Origin of the sequence: Nostoc sp. CCY0012 (assembly GCF_963920855.1) — a bacterium.
Classification (GTDB): domain Bacteria; phylum Cyanobacteriota; class Cyanobacteriia; order Cyanobacteriales; family Nostocaceae; genus Cyanocohniella.
The window spans coordinates 36,525-54,231 of record NZ_CAWUDM010000031.1 but is presented as its reverse complement, the minus strand read 5'-3'; the positions used below and the strand labels follow the sequence as shown (position 1 = coordinate 54,231).

Sequence of the window (17,707 nt, the reverse complement as noted above, 5' to 3'; positions counted from 1 at the left end):
ACTGTATAAGGTCTCAAGTAGGTCGATTGTATGAAAGAAGAGCTCAATATTCTAATTCAAGCTCAATATCCTCTAATCTACCTTGTGACCTCCGAGGAAGAGCGGGCGGAGCAGGCAATTTCCACAATCGCCCAATTATTAAAGCCCCAACGCCGCGTCTACGTCTGGACAGTAACTCACGGCATCGTGGAATATGGGCAACCCCGGAACGTCACACAACACAATACTGTTTCTCCAGAGGCAGCCATTGAGTGGATTATCCGGCAGAGAGAACCTGGTATATTTATTCTTAAAGATTTACATCCGTTTATTGATGCGCCTGCGACAACAAGATCGTTACGTGATGCGATCGCTAGCTTCAAGGGAATGCAAAAGAACATCATATTGATGTCACCCATGCAGCAAGTTCCCATCGAACTAGAAAAGGAAGTTGTTGTACTCGACTTTAGATTACCAGATATGGCTGAGTTGAACAAAGTGTTGACTCATCATCTAGAGCAAAGTCGTGGACGGCGATTAACCACCGAGGCGCGAGAAAAGCTTCTCAGAGCAGCTTTAGGTCTAACTAAAGATGAAGCTGAGAAAGTATACCGCAAGGCGCAAGTAACCACGGGACGCCTGACAGAAGATGAAGTTGATATAGTTCTATCTGAGAAAAAGCAGCTAATTCGGCGCAATGGGATCTTAGAATACATTGAAGAAGATGCAACCATTGATGCTGTAGGTGGCTTAGAAGAACTGAAAAAATGGCTTAAACAGCGCTCTAATGCTTTTACAGAAAGAGCAAGAGAGTATGGTTTACCCCAGCCCAAAGGAATGCTGATTCTCGGAGTTCCCGGTTGTGGTAAGTCGCTAATTGCCAAGACTACATCCCGACTATGGGGTTTACCATTGTTACGCTTAGATATGGGTCGAGTTTACGACGGCTCAATGGTGGGACGAAGTGAAGCCAATCTACGTAACGCCCTAAAAACAGCAGAATCCATCTCTCCAGCGATTCTGTTCATAGACGAGTTAGATAAATCCTTTGCAGGTAGCTCAGGTTCATCTGATTCTGATGGTGGTACATCAAGTAGAATCTTTGGTTCTTTCCTGACGTGGATGCAAGACAAAAAATCTCCAGTATTCGTCATGGCAACCGCTAACCGAGTGGAACGCCTACCTGGAGAATTTTTAAGGAAAGGACGCTTTGACGAAATTTTCTTTGTGGATTTGCCCACACCAGAAGAACGGCAGGATATTTATAAAATCCACCTTGCCAAGCGTCGTGAAGACATCTCCAGGTTTGACCTTGAGCAACTCGCCAAGATGTCTGACGGCTTTTCTGGGGCAGAAATTGAACAAGCACTTGTGGCAGCCATGTATGAAGCTTTTGCCCAAGACCGCGAGTTCACCCAATTAGATATTATTGCGGCTCTAAAAGCAACATTGCCACTGTCTCGTACCATGCAAGAACAGGTAACAGCCCTGAGGGACTGGGCCAGACAGCGCGCACGACCAGCCGCATCCTCCGTTGCCGAATATCAGCGCATGGAGTTTTAAAAGCTTTCCCCTACTAACCCAGGGGCAAAGGCTAGCCCCAAAAGCTAGCAGTTACGAAAAACAGCCGCATCTCAATAAGCGCGGCTTCCCAAAAACAAACCGTTGTCTTTTTCTCAATCTTCTCACTGGAGGAAACCCAAATGTCTCACTTTAGCACTCTGCGTACCAAAATCACCGATGCCGAAATCCTCAAATCTTCTTTGCGCGACCTTGGTATCAGCGTAAAGACTGAAGCTGATGTTCGTGGTTATAACGGTCAGCGTGTACGCTCCGACATCGTAGCTGTTTTAGAAGGCGAATATGATCTAGGTTGGTCTCGCAACAGCGATGGTTCCTTTGACCTAATCGCTGACCTATGGGGTGTTGCTAAAAAGCACAACCAAACCGAGTTGATCAACTCCATCAACCAAAAATATGCCGTTAACAAGACTTTGGCTGAAGTAAAACAGCGCGGTCTGCAAAACGCCAATGTCAAGTTGGTATTGCAATAAAAATTTCTCAGCGCGTTCCCAAAGCTGAACGGGTTAACCACATCATTAGCGGTTAGCCCGCTTTTTTATCGGGATTGGGAGTTATTTTCCAGTCCCGTATTTATCTTTTACCATCAAATGCACGCCGCCATTGGGTGCAAATACTATGCCACGACGCACAGGTTTTAAAGGCGCTTTATCCATTAACTCTAATGAGTAATGTGAGAGGATATTTGTTAAAACTAATTTCATTTCAAATAAAGCAAATGCTGCACCAATACAGCGACGGTTTCCCCCACCAAAGGGTAAAAATTCATAAGGAGAAAACTGCCGTTCTAAAAAACGTTCTGGCTTAAACTGCTCAGGTTCTGGATAAACATCTGGGCGATGGTGAGTTAGATAAATACTGACAGAAAGCATCATCCCTTTGGGTAAATCGTAACCCATGAATTGCATAGGCTCTTTAAGAATGCGCGGCAAACTAAAGAAAGCAACTGGATAAATTCGGAGCGTTTCTGAGCAAACAGCATTCAAGTATGGTAGTTGAGTAATTACTGTGGGATCTGCATTCGCAACATCAATAGATTTGAGTTCTTGCAATAATTTTTCCCGCACTTCAGGCAGATAGTGAATCCAATATAACGCCCAAGCTAAAGCAATAGCTGTAGTTTCGTGACCAGCAAATAACATAGTCATTAACTCATCACGTAACTCCACATCAGTCATAGCTGCACCATTTTCATCACGTGCAGATAATAATAAGCTGAGAATATCTTCACCCTGTGATTCGCTTTGATGGCGACGGTCATTAATCTCTTGATAGATCAATGTATCAAGCTGCTGTCTACGGCGGATAAACTTCCCCCAAGGACTCCAAGGGCCTAAATCACGTTGCAATGACTTAAAAAATAACAACACAGCGCTTAAAGGAGAATTAAAAGTATCCAACATCTCAGTTAAAACTTGCTTGATTTGTTGGTAACGTTCGCCTTCTTTTAATCCAAAAACAGCACGCAAAATCACTTGCAAGGAAATATCTTGCATATTAGGACGGGCTAAAAAACTTTGCCCCACAGTCCATTGACTAGTGACTTGATTGGTAATATCACAGATTAATTGACCATAAGCCCGCATCCTTTCACCGTGAAAAGGAGGCATTAATAGTTTACGCTGTTGTAGGTGACGATCGCCATCGAGCAATATTAACGAGTTAGCTCCCACAAGCGGTTGAATAATTTTGCTTCCTGAACCTGATTCAAATAGTTTAGAGTCGGCTGTCAAAAGTTCCTGAATTGCTTGCACATTACTCAAAACTATTTGTGAAGAAAAATGCTTAGATTCAAAGAGAAAAATATCTCCATATTCTTGTTGAGTTGCTTTTAAAAACGAGACTGGTGTAAAAATTGAGCGAATAGTTTGAATTACTCTAGGTACGCGAGATTTTGGTGGTAGTTTAGCAATCGTTTGATTTGCAGTTTTTTCTTCAATGGTAACCATGAATTATTACTCCTAATTTAAGATTATCTATACCTAACTTTTTAGTCAGCAATTTATTTACACTGGCGGTAAGATAAACTGGTTCATAAATTAGTAAGAGAATCTTTCCAGTGTTTTCAAAACGATAACCTAATAAAAAAATTGATTTTTTTGCCCAGTTCTTTCCCTTTTTTAAAGTTAGCAAAAATTTCACCTCTTTGTTGAGGGGCAAGCAGAGGATAAAGCCATTGAGCTATCCATTTGTAATTTAGCAGCCATCCATCTTCTGTCACTTTCCGGGTATACGGCTGACGCTCACGGCGCAGCCTGTTCCCCTACCCCTTTTGATTAGGTAGTCTACCGGAAGTACAATTTAACACCAAAACTTATGATATTGTTGGTTTTTACTTCGTTCTACCCAACCTACGCATATGTAACATCTTTTGAGAAAATTGGTATAACTTAAATCTTGATTTTGCTCAAAAATGCCATCATCTATAAAATTATTGAGTTATGTCTTGAATTACCTTTAACTCATGTCATCATCAATTAATCTAGAAGAAGATAAGTATAATCTAATTTTTCCAGAAGTACTGGCCAATCCCTATCCTACTTATCGCCGTATTTTATTAGAAGAGCCTGTTTACTGGAGTGATTTTTTAGGTGGTTGGTATCTGATGCGCTATCAGGACGTTGCAGCTGCTATGCAAGACAAACGAATGTCGGCCAAGCGTCCGCCCATTAGTAAATTACCAGAATTAGAGCAACAGAATATATTTCCACTTCTGGAAACTTTATCAAAGTGGATGCTGTTTTGCGATCCTCCAGAACACACACGTCTGCGTGGATTGTTTAACAAGGCATTCACCCCTAGTATTATTAGCAGCATGGCAGAGAAAATTCAGGCACTAGTAGACGAGCTAATCGATGGTGTCTATGAGCGGGGTAACATAGATATTCTTCATGACTTAGCTTACCCAATGCCTGCCATCGTAATTGCCCAAATGCTGGGCGCAAATGACGAAGACCGAGAACAGTTTAAGAAATGGTCATCAGATTTGGCAAGATTTTTCGGGATGTTTCGCATGAACACAGAAATTTTGACTAGTGCGAAAAACAGTATTCTAGAAATGAAAGAATACTTCCGAATCATCCTTGAAGAACGTCGTTGTCAACCCCAAGATGATCTCATAAGTAACCTCATCTTTGCACAAGAAAAAGAAAATTCGCTTGATGACGAAGAAATCATCTCAAATTGTGTGTTCTTAACCTTTGCGGGGCATGAAACTACCACTAACTTGATTGCTAATGGCTTACTTGCTTTACTGGAAAATCCTAGTCAGATGCAATTATTAAAAGATAAACCTTCACTGATCACGACCGCTGTAGAAGAGTTTTTGCGCTACGATAGCCCAGTACAACGACAAGCCCGCATAGCAGTTACTGATCTGGAAATCGGGGGTAAAAAAATTAGCCAAGGACAGCGCGTATTTCTCGTAATTGGTGCAGCTAACCGTGACCCTGAGCAATTCTTAAATCCTGATAAATTAGATATTACACGCCCCGAAAATCCTCACTTGGCATTTGGAAAAGGAACTCACTTTTGCCTTGGTGCATCTCTTGGCAGGCTTGAGGCGCAAATTTCCATTAAAACAGTTATAAAACGCTTAGGTAGTCTCCGGCTCAATACAAATCAGATTGAATGGCATGAAAACCCGTCCTTGAGAGGAATGAAATCAATGCCTGTAGCATTCAATCCGTGAATTTTTCCCCATTCAAACTAATGCAGGTTAGAGAAATAGTTAATTGATTCCTAAGTTTTTTTCTAGAGGATCGGTTTTGAGGTACGGTTATCTACAACAGAAATCCCCCCTAAGCTTGCTGCGTAACCAATATAGGACACGTTAAATTAAAGATGTAGCGAAAGATGAAGATTAAAATTCACTGACTTGTTACAGACTGGCATTATTGCAATAAACATGAAAGTATTACCAGTTTTGTCAGCAATCATAAACAATATCACTTTTTCAGTGCCTGTGTTATGCGTAAAAAACTACAACAAACCATCAAACCCCTTTTCAAAATTTTCTTTGTCTTCAGCTTAGTGTTAACTTTGGCACTGAGTCATGCTGATGGCGCGCTAGCGGCCCGTAGTGGTGGTCGCATTGGTGGCGGTGGCGGTTTTAGAGCGCCTTCTAGCCGCACCTACACACCTCGTACCTACGCACCTCGTGGTGGTGGTGGATATTATCCCGGTGGTGGTGGCTTTGGCTTTCCGTTCTTGATTCCCTTCTGGGGTATTGGCGGAGGATTTGGTGGCTTATTTTCCATCTTAATTTTCTTTGCGATCGCCAACTTCCTAATGCAAACCTTCCGTCGTGTTAACAATGGCGAAGGAGAAGAAGTAGGCTATAGCAGCAACCCTGCTGTGTCTGTGACTCGTTTGCAAGTAGGTTTATTAGCCCAAGCCCGTGATTTGCAACCCGAACTCAACAAAATAGCGGAAACTGCTGACACTAACTCTCCAGAAGGCAGAGCCGATGTTTTACAAGAAGTTAGTCTAGCTTTGCTTCGTCATCCAGAATATTGGGTATATGCGGGTGGTGGCACGCAACAAGCCAAATTGAATTCAGCTGAATCTCAGTTTAATCGTTTGTCTTTAGCCGAACGCAGCAAATTTAGCGAAGAAACTTTGTCTAACGTCAACAACCAGCTAAAAGCAGCCCTCAGCAAAGATGCTTTACCTGCGGCTGGTGAAATAGACAATCCCACTAATCTGATTAGTCAAGGCCCTGGAGAATACATTATTGTCACTCTGTTAGCAGCGACATTGGGTAAATTTGAAATTCCCCAAATCAACAGCGCTGATGACCTACGTCAAGCCTTACGGCAAATTGGTGGTATGTCCGGTGAACAACTTTTAGCAATTGAAGTGCTTTGGACTCCCCAAGCAGAAGGCGATACTTTAACCTCTGATGATGTGTTGGCAGAGTATGCTGACTTAAAGCTGGTTTAACAAGTGATGACAATTCAAGTCCTTTGTATTTCCACAGTTCAAAGACAATCCCATTAACGGTGATCAAAGGCAGTTGCTACAACGGAACACCACTCGATCAAAAGAGGCAGGGGAGCAAGGGAGAAAGCTGAAACGGAGCTTGTTACTCCGCCCCAGCAAAAGCGCCCTAGACGGGTGTGGCTTTATACCCATGTTCCACTCTGCTCCACGGCTTCTCTGGGAGACGCTGCGCGAACGAGGCAGGGCTTGCTCTTCCTGATCCCTGTCTCTCCACTTCTTGGTAAAAACGCCCAAAGCAGTGGATGGGGGAAACCCACGCCAGCTTAGTCGGGAGACACACTCACTTAACTGGCTCCGTCATGCACTGCCTGATTAAATTGCCGAAAATTGCAGCTAAACTATGCATCATGCTTCTATAAGAACTGCGAATATTCATCAGGCGATCGCCTTTTATGAACAGTTAGGGTTTACAGTGTGTGAACGCTTCACTACAGGCTATACCCTGGCTTGCTGGATGGAAGGATTGAGCGGCAGAATTGAATTAATTCAAATTCCTGAACCAAAACCAGCCCCGGATGCTTTTGCCGATGAACATTATGTGGGGTACTATCATCTGTCTTTTGATTTAACTGACATCACATCAGACTTGCCTAGTTGGTTGACAAGTTTACAAGCACAGATAGCATCAGTGACAGATTTACCACCCTTAAAGATACTTTTAGAACCAACACAACAGCAAATAGGCGATCGCATCTGGGAAGTCGCTTTCATTGCTGATACTGATGGTTTACCCTTAGAATTTATTCGCTGTTTGGCTAAACTCGGTTAGTTGTTACTCAAAGACAATAAGTAAAGGTGGTACTAACCGAGATAGTTTTTGAGCGTAACTAAACTAGCTCTTCGATATTTTGTTGTGCCTCTACAGATGTTTCACTAAAGACTGTTAAATAGAACCATCCTGCCACAATAGCACCCAAGATAGGAGCTACCCAAAATAGCCATACTTGGGAAAAAAGTTGTGTCCCAGCAAATATAGCAACTCCAGTACTACGAGCAGGATTGACTGAAGTATTGGTTACAGGAATGCTAATCAGGTGAATCAATGTGAGTGCCAAACCAATTGCTAGTGGCGCAAATCCTTTGGGTGCGCGACGATCTGTGACACCGAGAATAATCAGCAAAAACATGAAAGTCATGATCACTTCGGTGATGAAGCACGCCAACAGATTGTAACCACCTGGAGAATGAACGCCAAAGCCATTGGTTGCTAGTGGATTAGAGCCTGTTAAGGTAAAGCCCGCTTGTCCGCTAGCAATGAGATAAATAACGCCTCCAGCGAGAATGGCTCCAAGTACTTGAGAGGCTATGTAAGGTAGTAAGTCTGAACTAGGAAAGCGCTTACCTGCCCAAAACCCAAAAGAAACAGCAGGGTTGAAATGACCGCCAGAAATATGACCAAGTGCATAAGCACCTGTGAGTACAGTTAACCCAAATGCTAAAGATACACCCACTAATCCAATACCCAAGGGAAAAGAAGTATTGACACTGATTTTTGCACTTTCGGTTGTGTAAGCTGCGGCTAAAACAGCACTACCACATCCGCCTAATACCAGCCAAAAGGTGCCAATAAATTCCGCCAAGCTACGTTTGATAAGAGACATTAAAAAACTCCTTAGTGGATTTCAAAATCATTAAATTTTACACATCAGCGAAAAAGAGACTCTGCTAACTTTGATTAAGTTGGAGTTCAATTAGGCTGGACAAGCTTTATGTGCAAATGCCTTTAAATTCCCTACAGTCCAAAATTTCTACTCCAGGTGAATTTAGTACATTTTCATCAATAAAATGCATTTATTTAAATAACTTCCTAGAGGACGTTTACACGTTTCTTAGTTATTAGTAAATAGCTGTTTATTCTATTTAGTGAGGATTATACATGAACTCATCAGAAAAGATGCCTCTTTAAAAAAAATATTTATGATTACTTAATTTAGGTGATGTCCAACCTACAAAAATTGCAAATCATCCTCTGTAATTAACCAATTAAGTATGAATCTTATCTTGTACTAAGGTGAAGCAAAATTATTTTTGAGGATTTTCTGACAATTCGCTTGTGCTATGCAGACTAATCTTTTGGCTCTTTTACGGTGTAGCAGCGATATGACACCATAACTTGTTTATATTCCTCTACATAAAATAAAAAATATCATTGATTATCATTTATTTTCATAAATCTACACTTAACTATATTTTTATATGTTCCAAATTATGTCAAACTACTGTTGAATTTTTTTAGTACTTTTATCTTTTTTTACCTCCCCAACTCGGATTGCCATATCAAAAGCCATAAGTTGCACACAGAGTGAATAATGGTGAATAGGTAAGACGGTGTTTTGGCAATTTGCCACCATGATTTTTATTAAGGCTATTGATAACCATGAAGGCGTTATTTACAAAAAATTCCGAAAATTTATACCTTTCTTTAGCCACTAGGATTCAACTACTAGGGAAAATTGCTGTATTGTGTTTGTTGCTATGCCTGGGTTTAATCGTTGCTAATCCGGCGATCGCAGCCAATTTAGCAGAAGATGTACTGAAACAAACTGCTACAGAAATTAAAATTAGCTTAGGTAATTCTGCCAACGAACTCAAGTTTGAACCTGATCATTTGCAATTTGTCCCAGGTAAACGCTATTTACTGCGCCTGAATAATCCCAGCCAATTGAAGCATTATTTCACCGCCAAAGATTTTGCTGATGGCATCTGGACACAAAAAGTCGAAGCCGGCAAAGTAGAAGTCAAAGGTGCCATTCACGAACTAGAACTCAAGCCAGGTGCAGAAGCAGAATGGGTGTTTGTGCCGATGAAACAAGGAAATTACAACTTACACTGTTCTATACCTGGTCATACGGAAGCTGGAATGAAGGGTGAAATTGCGATCGCAAACTAAGAAAACTTCCTATCCCCTAGCCTCTAGTCCCCCATAGACAAAGGATGGGGCAAAAATAAGTTAACGTAAATATAAGAAAAAATACTGCGGCCATAGCAGTAACGTGCCAGTAATTATTAATTCCCCATGAACATTCTCAGTAACTTGCTTGCTCAAAAAACTCAGCCGAAACCTGCAAAAAAACAGCGCCGAGGGATTGAAATTAAATCGCCGCGAGAAATTGAAATTATGCGGCAGTCAGCAAAAATTGTGGCTACTGTTCTCAAAGAAATTTCTGAGATGGTTAAGCCCGGAATGACCACGGCTGACTTGGATGCTTATGCCGAAAAACGTATCCGCGAAATGGATGCTACACCAAGTTTTAAGGGATATCACGGCTTTAAAGGTTCTATTTGTGCCAGTATTAATAATGAAGTAGTACATGGTATCCCAAATCCTAAGAAAGTAATTCGGACTGGGGATGTCTTAAAAGTAGATACGGGCGCTTTTTACCAAGGTTTTCACGGTGATTCCTGCATTACTATTGCCGTGGGTGAAGTGACCCCAGATGCGGCTAAATTAATTCGTGTAGCGGAAGAATCTCTTTTTAAAGGGATTGAACAAGTCAAAGCAGGTGCTTACTTACTTGACCTCGCAGGGGCAATAGAAGACCATGTGAAAGCTAATGGTTTTAGTGTAGTCGAAGAATTTACCGGACATGGTGTTGGTCGGAATCTACACGAAGAACCTTCAGTTTTCAACTTTCGTACGCGCGAAATGCCAAATGTCAAACTGCGTGCTGGCATGACTTTAGCAATTGAACCAATTTTAAATGCAGGTTCTAAGCACACAAAAATATTATCTGACCGATGGACAGCGGTAACTGTAGATAATTCACTATCAGCACAGTTTGAGCATACAGTTTTGGTAACGGAAACTGGTTACGAAATTTTGACAGACCGCACGAAAGTTTAATTATGAAAGGGGAAACTCCCGCTATTGTTAGTTTAGTGGGAGTAGTTCATTAATTGAATGCACTAGATGAAGTTTTATGACTCAAGCCATACCCAAGCCTAAACTAGTAACCTACGCAGAGTTTTTGGAGTGGAAGCCTGAAGGTAAACGCTATGAACTACATGATGGGGTAATTTTTGAGATGCCACAGCCATCAGGAAAACATGAAAAAGTTATAGGGTTTTTATCAAGAAAACTAACTATAGAATTTGACCGATTAAATCTTGCTTATTTTATTCCTAAGCAAGCATTGGTTAAAGCGCCTGAAAGCGAATCAGCTTATTTACCTGATGTGTTGATATTAAATGATGACAATCTAAAAAATGAACCTTTATGGGAAAAACAATCAACTATTACTCAAGGTGTATCTGTCCCGTTGGTGATTGAAGTAGTAAGTACTAACTGGCGAGATGATTATTATAAAAAGTTAGCCGACTACGAAGAAATGGGGATTCCGGAATATTGGGTGGTGGACTACCTAGCTTTAGGGGGGCGGAAATTTATTGGTAACCCTAAGCAACCCACTATTTCTGTTTACCAACTGGTTGAAGGTGAGTATCAAGTTAGCCAGTTTAGAGGTAGCGATAAAATTGAATCGTTAGCATTTCCAGGTTTAGTTTTGACGGCGGAACAAATTTTGCAGGTGGACAGTAATTAGTAATTATTAGTTTACTTAATAGCTGCATAATTACTTTTATAAATAGGCATAATTTCTTGAGCTTGTTGATACACAGATGTACTCTGAGGAATACTTTCTAATAATTTGATGGCTGCTTGCAATTTATTTTTTGCTTGCTGTAAAGCTAAAACAGATTGAGGCGAGTTTTTCACAAAGAAAGTAGCTTCTGTATCTAACTTTTGAGCATCTCTTAATTTTTCTCCGGCTTTTTTTTCATTTAATGCTCTTTCATTGATAGCAATCCGGTTTAAACGATAGCGCACTAATCTATCTGCTGCGGGAGGATAAACTGATGTTCCTTCGGGAATACTTACTAACAAGTCTATTGCTTGTTGCCATTTGCTTTCTGCCTGCTGCCAAACTTCCAAGGGTAGTGGGGGATTTTGTACTAAAGCAGAGGCTTCTAATCCTAGATTGAGTGCAGAATTAAAATTGGTAGATGCAATTGCTTCTTGATTAGAACTTTCAACTGTTTTTTGCATATATGATATTTGGTTTTTAATCATCCAACTACCAAAACTTAGAATTACTAAACTTGAAGCAATGAGAAAAGTCGAATGGAATTTTTTTTGTGAGGCAATCTTGGGTACTATATTATTTGGTTGATGATTAATAACTGGTGTTTGCTCAGTTTTTTGGTCAACATTGTTCAGTGATTGTTCTGCCTGCTTTGTTAAAGCGTTAATTTTAATAATTAAAGGATCAATTTCTTGCTGTAATAATTCACAATCATTTAAAATATCTGTTAATTCATGAAATTTACCATCACTAGAAATAATCAATTCTTGGTCATCATCTAACCATTCTAATGTAAAACCAGAATTACCACAAAAAGATGATATACCTATAAGTATATTTAATAAACTACGACTATTTTTAATAGTAGTGATAACATGAGTTATTCTTTGCTGTACTTGTAATATCTCTTGATGAATATTGCTGATTTGTTGAATTTGCTGTTGTAATATTTTAGGCTCGGTAAAAGCTAAGTTAATTTTGAGGCTTTCGTGAATATTTTTAATTTGTGTAGGTAAGCTGAAATAATTAATATCCGCATTTAGTTGATTTACTAACTGAGTATCACTTAAAATGTCTGCGGAAATTACCTGAATAAAATCACCCCATTCAATCCAACCATCAATTTTGGCTTGTAAGTCACTAATTGATATTTCTTTTTCTGGCTTGCCAAATTTTGCTGTAATATATCTTGTCATGGCATTAATCTTTGTATCTCCTAAATCAATATTAGGAAAAAACAAAGTGATTACTGTACCCAGACGTGGAATTGTCGCAACAGAATTATTTTTAAGTTTTATAAGTTTGATTTCTTGAGCAATAATTTGTTGAATATTGTGTAATTCATCTTGAATATTATTAACTAAAACAACTTGTGGCATGATTTCATGAGAATTACCAAGATTCAGCTTGAGGCTAGAAACGAGTTTTGGCAGTTCATGAAGATTTTTGTCTAAATCAGTCATAAATATCCCGTGGGGATTTGTCAAAAGTTTATGTGAAACAATTAAAATGACTATGCAGCGAGTTGATAACTTGAGTAAAAGTTTAAATCTCGCCTATTAAAGCTCAACTTCCTGATTGATTGACAATTTTCAGGATCTACTAAGGTTCATAATGCCCGAAAATTTCCATAAAGTAACAACTGCCGTTTAAAAATTTCAGTCGCCGACACAATCACCATCAACTAACCTATGAATAAAATTGATTTAGCTTTTACCCCAGCATTAGAGTTAGCGCGCCTAATTCGCCATCGGGAAGTGTCGCCGCTAGAGTTGGTGGAATTATATTTAGAACGAATTCAATTGCTGAATCCCCAATTGGGAAGTTATTTTACGGTAACAGCAGACTTAGCGATCGCAGATGCTAAAGCCAAAACCGAAACACTCTCCACTACCTCAGAATTACCGCCATTTTTTGGTGTACCGATTTCCATTAAAGACCTCAATGCTGTAGCAGGTGTACCCTGTACCTACGGCAATCCAGCATTAATGCAAAATATCCCTAACTATGACGATGGGGTAGTCACCCGAATTAAACAAGCCGGATTTATTATTCTGGGTAAAACCGCCACCTCAGAAATTGGTTCTTTTCCTTACTCTGAACCGATGGGATTCCCCCCAGCCAGAAATCCTTGGAATTTGGAATACACCCCAGGCGGTTCTAGTGGTGGTGCAGCAGCAGCTGTAGCCGCAGGATTATGTGCGATCGCTCAAGGTTCTGATGGTGGTGGTTCAGTGCGGGGGCCTGCGGCTTGCTGTGGTTTAGTGGGAATCAAACCCTCCAGAGGTAGAGTTACTCATGCACCAGTAGGCGATCGCGTGGCGGGGATTGCGACTAATGGGCCCATCGGACGGACTGTAGCAGATGCGGCGGCTTTATTAGATGTTATGTCTGGCTACGTTACAGGTGATCCTTACTGGTTACCCGATCCAGAACCATCATTTCTCGCTGCTACTCAAGAAAAACTCGGTAATTTGCGAATTGCCTTTAGTACGAATATTCCTCCCTTGGGAGAAGCTGACGCTAATTGTCAGCAAGGCGTATTACAAACAGTCAAATTATTAGAACAATTTGGGCATACAGTTGAAGAGAAATGCCCAGATTTCAGTGGGTTAGTAGAACCATTTCAAGTCGTTTGGCAAGCTGGAGTAGCAGCATCAGGCATTCCGGCGGAAGCATTACAGCCAGTAAATCGTTTCTTGTTGGCACGTACAGGTTCCGTGGGAGAGTATTTGCAAGCAATTTCCCAAATGCAAATAGTAGCTAGGCAAATTGTGGCATTTTTCGATACCGTAGATGTGCTGGTATTGCCAGTTTATCTGCATTCACCCATCCGTGTCGGAGAATGGGCCAATTTAAGTCCAGAAGAGACATTCGCTAACATTATGCGCTGGGTGGCACCTTGTCCTGGTGCTAATGCTACTGGACAACCTGCGATCGCACTTCCTGTAGGCTTTGATAGCAATGGTTTACCCATAAGTGTGCAACTAATAGGCAAACCCGCCGCCGAAGCCACGTTAATCAGTCTCGCAGCGCAAATCGAAGCAGCTAATCCTTGGATTCAACATCGGCCAGCGTTGTAAGACTTAGGGACTGGGGAGTGGGGAGTAGGGAGTAGGATTTTTGATGCAACCATCTTTAGAACAGCTCTCACAAATTATTGTTTTTGCCGGTTTAGAAACAGCAGACAAGGTAAAATTGCAACCTTACGCCCATGTGCAAAAATACCGCAAAGGAGAAATTGTCCTGCATGAAGGCGATCGCCTACCAGCAAAGTTATATGCTGTTGTTAGTGGCTCAATTCAAGTTACCAAAATAGCCACCACAGGGAAAGAAACCATTTTACGTGGGCTAAGTGCTGGGGAAATTTTCGCTGCGCCTGCACTTTTAGGCAATGGCATTTCACCTGCAACCGTGACTGCTGAATTTGATTGTGAAATTCTCACCGTCCAACGTGATGCTTTACTGCAAGCAATTCAAAATCAACCAGAAATTGCTTTACGGATGTTGATAGTTTTTAACACTCGTATTCAGCAATTACATGAAACAGTACACGGATTAGTTTCGGAAAGAGCAATTGTACGCCTGGCTAGATTAATCCAATATTTTGCTACCACATCAGGAACCGAAATTAGCGCCCAAGGTAAGACTTTAAAAATTAAATTATCTTACTATCGCATGGCTCGGAGTATTGGCATTACTTACGAAGAATGTGTGCGGTTAATTAAAAGTTTAAAGTCAGTAGTCGTCTATAGTCGGGGTGGCAAAATTATGATATTGGATAGTGATAAATTAGAGGCGATCGCTTCTGGAAACCTCGATTGAGAATAGGACTCACTAAGAACCTTTCCCCAACCCCTCTCCCACGCGGAAAGGGGCTTAAATAGGCTTAATTACCAGGGAGTATTAATAATCATCAATTTGATGATACTGCCTCTTCTGCGACAGCTTCACTTGTTTGTGAACCGGGAAAAAATACCTTAGTAATCCAGTAGGTGACAACGTGAGATAGTAAACCTAAAGGGCCAGCAAACAAGCATAGGGCAATAGAATGAATTGTCCAGATACCTGTTTTTTGCCCTTCCCAATATATCCAACGACCAACGAATAAATCCATCACGAGAAAATGAATCCAACCTGTGGCAGCAGCTGTTTCATCTGCAAAAAATCTGGCAATATCTGTTAATTGAGGATTAGATAAAGCTTGGGCATTTTCTGGCGTAATACTGCTGACAAATAAATACAAATATGCGCCAGCCAATATCACAAAAGGCAAATATGATTCCATTACCCGCCGTGTCACTTTCCAATTAGGCAGGAAAATCATTAATAACCAAAAAGGCACAACAAAAATGTTGGCAATGTTAAATAGTTGAGTAATTGTCATAGATTTGGGGAGAAAAAACAAATTATAAAGCTACTAGTTGTAATTCGATTTCTGAAGATTTCAAATCACGGCCAATGAAAACTAAGCTAGTTTTTCTGGCTTCTTGTGGTTGCCAAGGACGATCATAAAATTTATCAAATCGGGTGCCTACACCTTGCATCACTAAACGCATAGGTTTATTTGGCACGGCTACAAAGCCTTTAATGCGGTAAATTTCTTGTTGATTCGCCAGTGTTTGCAATGTTTGTTGCAGTTTTTCGGGGTCAAAGGCGCGATCTAAAACTACATGAGTTGAGGTAATTTCTTCGTCGTGTTCGTGGTCTTCTTCAGTATCATGATGACTGGGGCGACTATCTAAATTATCTTCAACTGCGGCTTGAAATCCTAATAAAATAGATGCATCGAGTTTACCGCGATCGCTCTCCACAATCTTCACTACTCTGGGTAACTCTTGTTTAATTAATTCCTCTACTTGCGTTTTTGTTGCTGCATCTACTAAATCAGTTTTATTCAATACCACCAAGTCTGCACAAGCAAGTTGGTCTGCAAATAGTTCTTGCAATGGTGTTTCATGTTCTAGGCTATCATCTGCCTGCCGTTGTGCTGCGATCGCTTCTGGATCGCTGGCGAATGTTCCCTCGGCTACGGCTGCACAATCGACTACGGTAATCACCGCATCTACTGTAGCGGCGGCGCGAATTTCTTGCCAGCGAAAAGCTTTCACTAGGGGTTTTGGTAAAGCCAACCCAGAAGTTTCAATTAAAATGCAGTCAATACTATCCCGACGCTTGATTAATTCTTGCATGGTGGGATAAAACTCTTCCTGTACGGTGCAACATAAGCAGCCGTTGGTTAATTCAAAAATGTTACTGGTATCATCACCATCTTCGGGGCAAATCTGACAGGATTTCAATAACTCCCCATCTATACCGAGTTCGCCAAATTCGTTGACTAAAACAGCAATCCGTCGTCCTTGGTTGTTTTGTAGCAAGTGGCGAATTAAGCTGGTTTTACCACTGCCTAAGAAGCCTGTAATTACTGTGACAGGAATTTTGGTAGCCATTGTTTAATCAGAGTTTTGCCTAGAGATTATAATTTGCATCTCTTTGCATTTTGACTGATTGCGGCAGATCTGGGAAATCAGGATACCAAAACAGCATCAGGGGCAACTTCCCCGCGATCGCCTGTTTAACTTCAGATGACCCCAAGGCAGTTGCCCCAAGTATTTTTTACAAAAATCGATTGACCAAAATTTACTCAGCAGTAGCTAGTTCGGTGCTACCACGGGCGCGACGACGTGTGAGGCTGTTGAACAGCATGACACCGATGGCTTTGATTAAATTGCCTTCTAATTCCTGGAACATTTTCATGTTCATGCCAAAAGCAGAGTTGGCTTCATCCACAATGCGATCGCCTGTGGCTTCATCAATGGGTAGTTCATCCAAAGTCTGACGGTATTTGGCTTTGAATGCCTTCTCGTCGGGAATATCTGCAAACTCATAGAAGGCTGTACCTTGCCCTTCAGACAGGTTCATTGCTGTGACGGCAATGTTTTTGAGGATTTGTCCTCCAGATAAATCACCCAAATAGCGAGTATAAGAATGGGCAATCAATAATTCCGGTTCGGTTTGCGAGATTTCGCGGATGCGTTGCACATAAGCTTCACCCGCTGGCGATAGTTTGATTTGTTCGCGCCAGTTGGCACCAAAATAGTAACTTAAGTCTTGCTCTAGAGTATGCTTGCGGTTAAGCTGGGTAAAGTTAATTTTGCCAATAATTGGATGCTGACGGTGTTTTTCCATCTCCTCTTCCATTGCGGAGTAGATGAAGTAAAAGTTAGCAACTAGCTTCCGGTAAGAATTTTTCTCTACAACTCCTTTTAAAAAGCACTTGACAAAACCTACATTTTCTGCCATTGTATGGGCTTTTTTCGTACCTAGACGTAATTTGGTTGCTAAATTGCTGCTCATACTAAATTTCTCAACTTTAAAAGGTTAACTGCCGAAGTCTTGAGTTACGAATGGCTAAAAAATGCCATTAAAAAGTTACATTAAAACTATTTGATGAGAACTTATATTAAAATTTTTTAAGTACGCTGAATTTGTATTTTTGTTACAAGTTTTCCAGGCTCAGTATTATTGGCAGATATACGTTAGGGATTTAATTAAATTTGGCT

16 protein-coding genes are annotated in these 17,707 nt (G+C 40.9%); 10 read left to right on the top strand and 6 right to left on the bottom strand.

Annotated elements, in window-relative coordinates; all coding sequences use genetic code 11:
- Positions 1 to 30 precede the first annotated feature (30 nt).
- The gene (locus ACM0OS_RS11345) at positions 31 to 1,542 is read left to right on the top strand and encodes an AAA family ATPase (protein ID WP_414543284.1); all 1,512 of its coding nucleotides are present in this window, start codon (positions 31 to 33) and stop codon (positions 1,540 to 1,542) included.
- Positions 1,543 to 1,682: 140 nt separating this feature from the next.
- Positions 1,683 to 2,033, top strand: a complete 351-nt coding sequence (locus ACM0OS_RS11340) for a DUF1257 domain-containing protein (protein ID WP_048868763.1) — start codon at positions 1,683 to 1,685, stop codon at positions 2,031 to 2,033.
- An 81-nt stretch (positions 2,034 to 2,114) separates the two neighbouring features.
- Here the strand turns inward: ACM0OS_RS11340 and ACM0OS_RS11335 are convergent, their stop codons facing one another.
- Positions 2,115 to 3,509, bottom strand: a complete 1,395-nt coding sequence (locus ACM0OS_RS11335; RefSeq protein WP_414543283.1) for a cytochrome P450 — start codon at positions 3,507 to 3,509, stop codon at positions 2,115 to 2,117.
- A gap of 515 nt (positions 3,510 to 4,024) precedes the next feature.
- On the opposite strand from ACM0OS_RS11335, the gene ACM0OS_RS11330 reads away from it, so the two are divergent.
- The 3 genes from ACM0OS_RS11330 (at position 4,025) to ACM0OS_RS11320 (ending at position 7,333) form a co-directional block, all read left to right on the top strand.
- Positions 4,025 to 5,251, top strand: a complete 1,227-nt coding sequence (locus tag ACM0OS_RS11330; protein ID WP_414543282.1) for a cytochrome P450 — start codon at positions 4,025 to 4,027, stop codon at positions 5,249 to 5,251.
- A 278-nt stretch (positions 5,252 to 5,529) separates the two neighbouring features.
- A complete protein-coding gene (locus tag ACM0OS_RS11325; protein ID WP_414543281.1) occupies positions 5,530 to 6,504 on the top strand; it encodes a DUF1517 domain-containing protein in 975 nt (324 codons plus the stop codon).
- A gap of 400 nt (positions 6,505 to 6,904) precedes the next feature.
- Positions 6,905 to 7,333 carry a VOC family protein gene (locus tag ACM0OS_RS11320; protein ID WP_414543280.1) on the top strand — a complete coding sequence of 143 codons (429 nt, stop codon included), beginning with the start codon at positions 6,905 to 6,907 and terminating at the stop codon, positions 7,331 to 7,333.
- A 58-nt stretch (positions 7,334 to 7,391) separates the two neighbouring features.
- Here the strand turns inward: ACM0OS_RS11320 and aqpZ are convergent, their stop codons facing one another.
- Complete coding sequence (aqpZ, locus tag ACM0OS_RS11315; RefSeq protein WP_414543279.1) at positions 7,392 to 8,165, bottom strand: aquaporin Z; 774 nt, start codon at positions 8,163 to 8,165, stop codon at positions 7,392 to 7,394.
- 776 nt (positions 8,166 to 8,941) lie between these two features.
- On the opposite strand from aqpZ, the gene ACM0OS_RS11310 reads away from it, so the two are divergent.
- The 3 genes from ACM0OS_RS11310 (at position 8,942) to ACM0OS_RS11300 (ending at position 11,105) form a co-directional block, all read left to right on the top strand.
- Complete coding sequence (locus ACM0OS_RS11310; RefSeq protein WP_414543278.1) at positions 8,942 to 9,454, top strand: plastocyanin/azurin family copper-binding protein; 513 nt, start codon at positions 8,942 to 8,944, stop codon at positions 9,452 to 9,454.
- Positions 9,455 to 9,580: 126 nt separating this feature from the next.
- Entirely contained in the window at positions 9,581 to 10,408 is an 828-nt protein-coding gene (map, locus tag ACM0OS_RS11305) for a type I methionyl aminopeptidase (RefSeq protein ID WP_414543277.1), read from the top strand.
- Between the two features lie 76 nt (positions 10,409 to 10,484).
- Positions 10,485 to 11,105: a Uma2 family endonuclease gene (locus tag ACM0OS_RS11300; protein ID WP_414543276.1), complete on the top strand. Its 621-nt coding sequence runs from the start codon at positions 10,485 to 10,487 to the stop codon at positions 11,103 to 11,105.
- An 11-nt stretch (positions 11,106 to 11,116) separates the two neighbouring features.
- Here the strand turns inward: ACM0OS_RS11300 and ACM0OS_RS11295 are convergent, their stop codons facing one another.
- Positions 11,117 to 12,607 carry a hypothetical protein gene (locus tag ACM0OS_RS11295; protein WP_414543275.1) on the bottom strand — a complete coding sequence of 497 codons (1,491 nt, stop codon included), beginning with the start codon at positions 12,605 to 12,607 and terminating at the stop codon, positions 11,117 to 11,119.
- Positions 12,608 to 12,835: 228 nt separating this feature from the next.
- Here ACM0OS_RS11295 and ACM0OS_RS11290 point away from each other — a divergent pair, with 228 nt between their 5' ends.
- Both ACM0OS_RS11290 and ACM0OS_RS11285 read left to right on the top strand, forming a co-directional pair.
- A complete protein-coding gene (locus ACM0OS_RS11290; protein ID WP_414543274.1) occupies positions 12,836 to 14,227 on the top strand; it encodes an amidase in 1,392 nt (463 codons plus the stop codon).
- Positions 14,228 to 14,270: 43 nt separating this feature from the next.
- Positions 14,271 to 14,969, top strand: a complete 699-nt coding sequence (locus ACM0OS_RS11285; RefSeq protein WP_414543273.1) for a Crp/Fnr family transcriptional regulator — start codon at positions 14,271 to 14,273, stop codon at positions 14,967 to 14,969.
- A gap of 91 nt (positions 14,970 to 15,060) precedes the next feature.
- Here the strand turns inward: ACM0OS_RS11285 and ACM0OS_RS11280 are convergent, their stop codons facing one another.
- The 3 genes from ACM0OS_RS11280 to ACM0OS_RS11270 all read right to left on the bottom strand — a co-directional run bounded on the left by ACM0OS_RS11280 (position 15,061) and on the right by ACM0OS_RS11270 (position 17,501).
- A complete protein-coding gene (locus tag ACM0OS_RS11280) occupies positions 15,061 to 15,531 on the bottom strand; it encodes an ABA4-like family protein (RefSeq protein WP_414543272.1) in 471 nt (156 codons plus the stop codon).
- Between the two features lie 22 nt (positions 15,532 to 15,553).
- Positions 15,554 to 16,594, bottom strand: coding sequence for a cobalamin biosynthesis protein CobW (gene cobW / locus ACM0OS_RS11275; protein WP_414543271.1), 1,041 nt, complete (start codon positions 16,592 to 16,594; stop codon positions 15,554 to 15,556).
- A gap of 190 nt (positions 16,595 to 16,784) precedes the next feature.
- Positions 16,785 to 17,501, bottom strand: coding sequence for a heme oxygenase (biliverdin-producing) (locus ACM0OS_RS11270; RefSeq protein WP_414543270.1), 717 nt, complete (start codon positions 17,499 to 17,501; stop codon positions 16,785 to 16,787).
- Between the last annotated feature and the right edge of the window lie 206 nt (positions 17,502 to 17,707).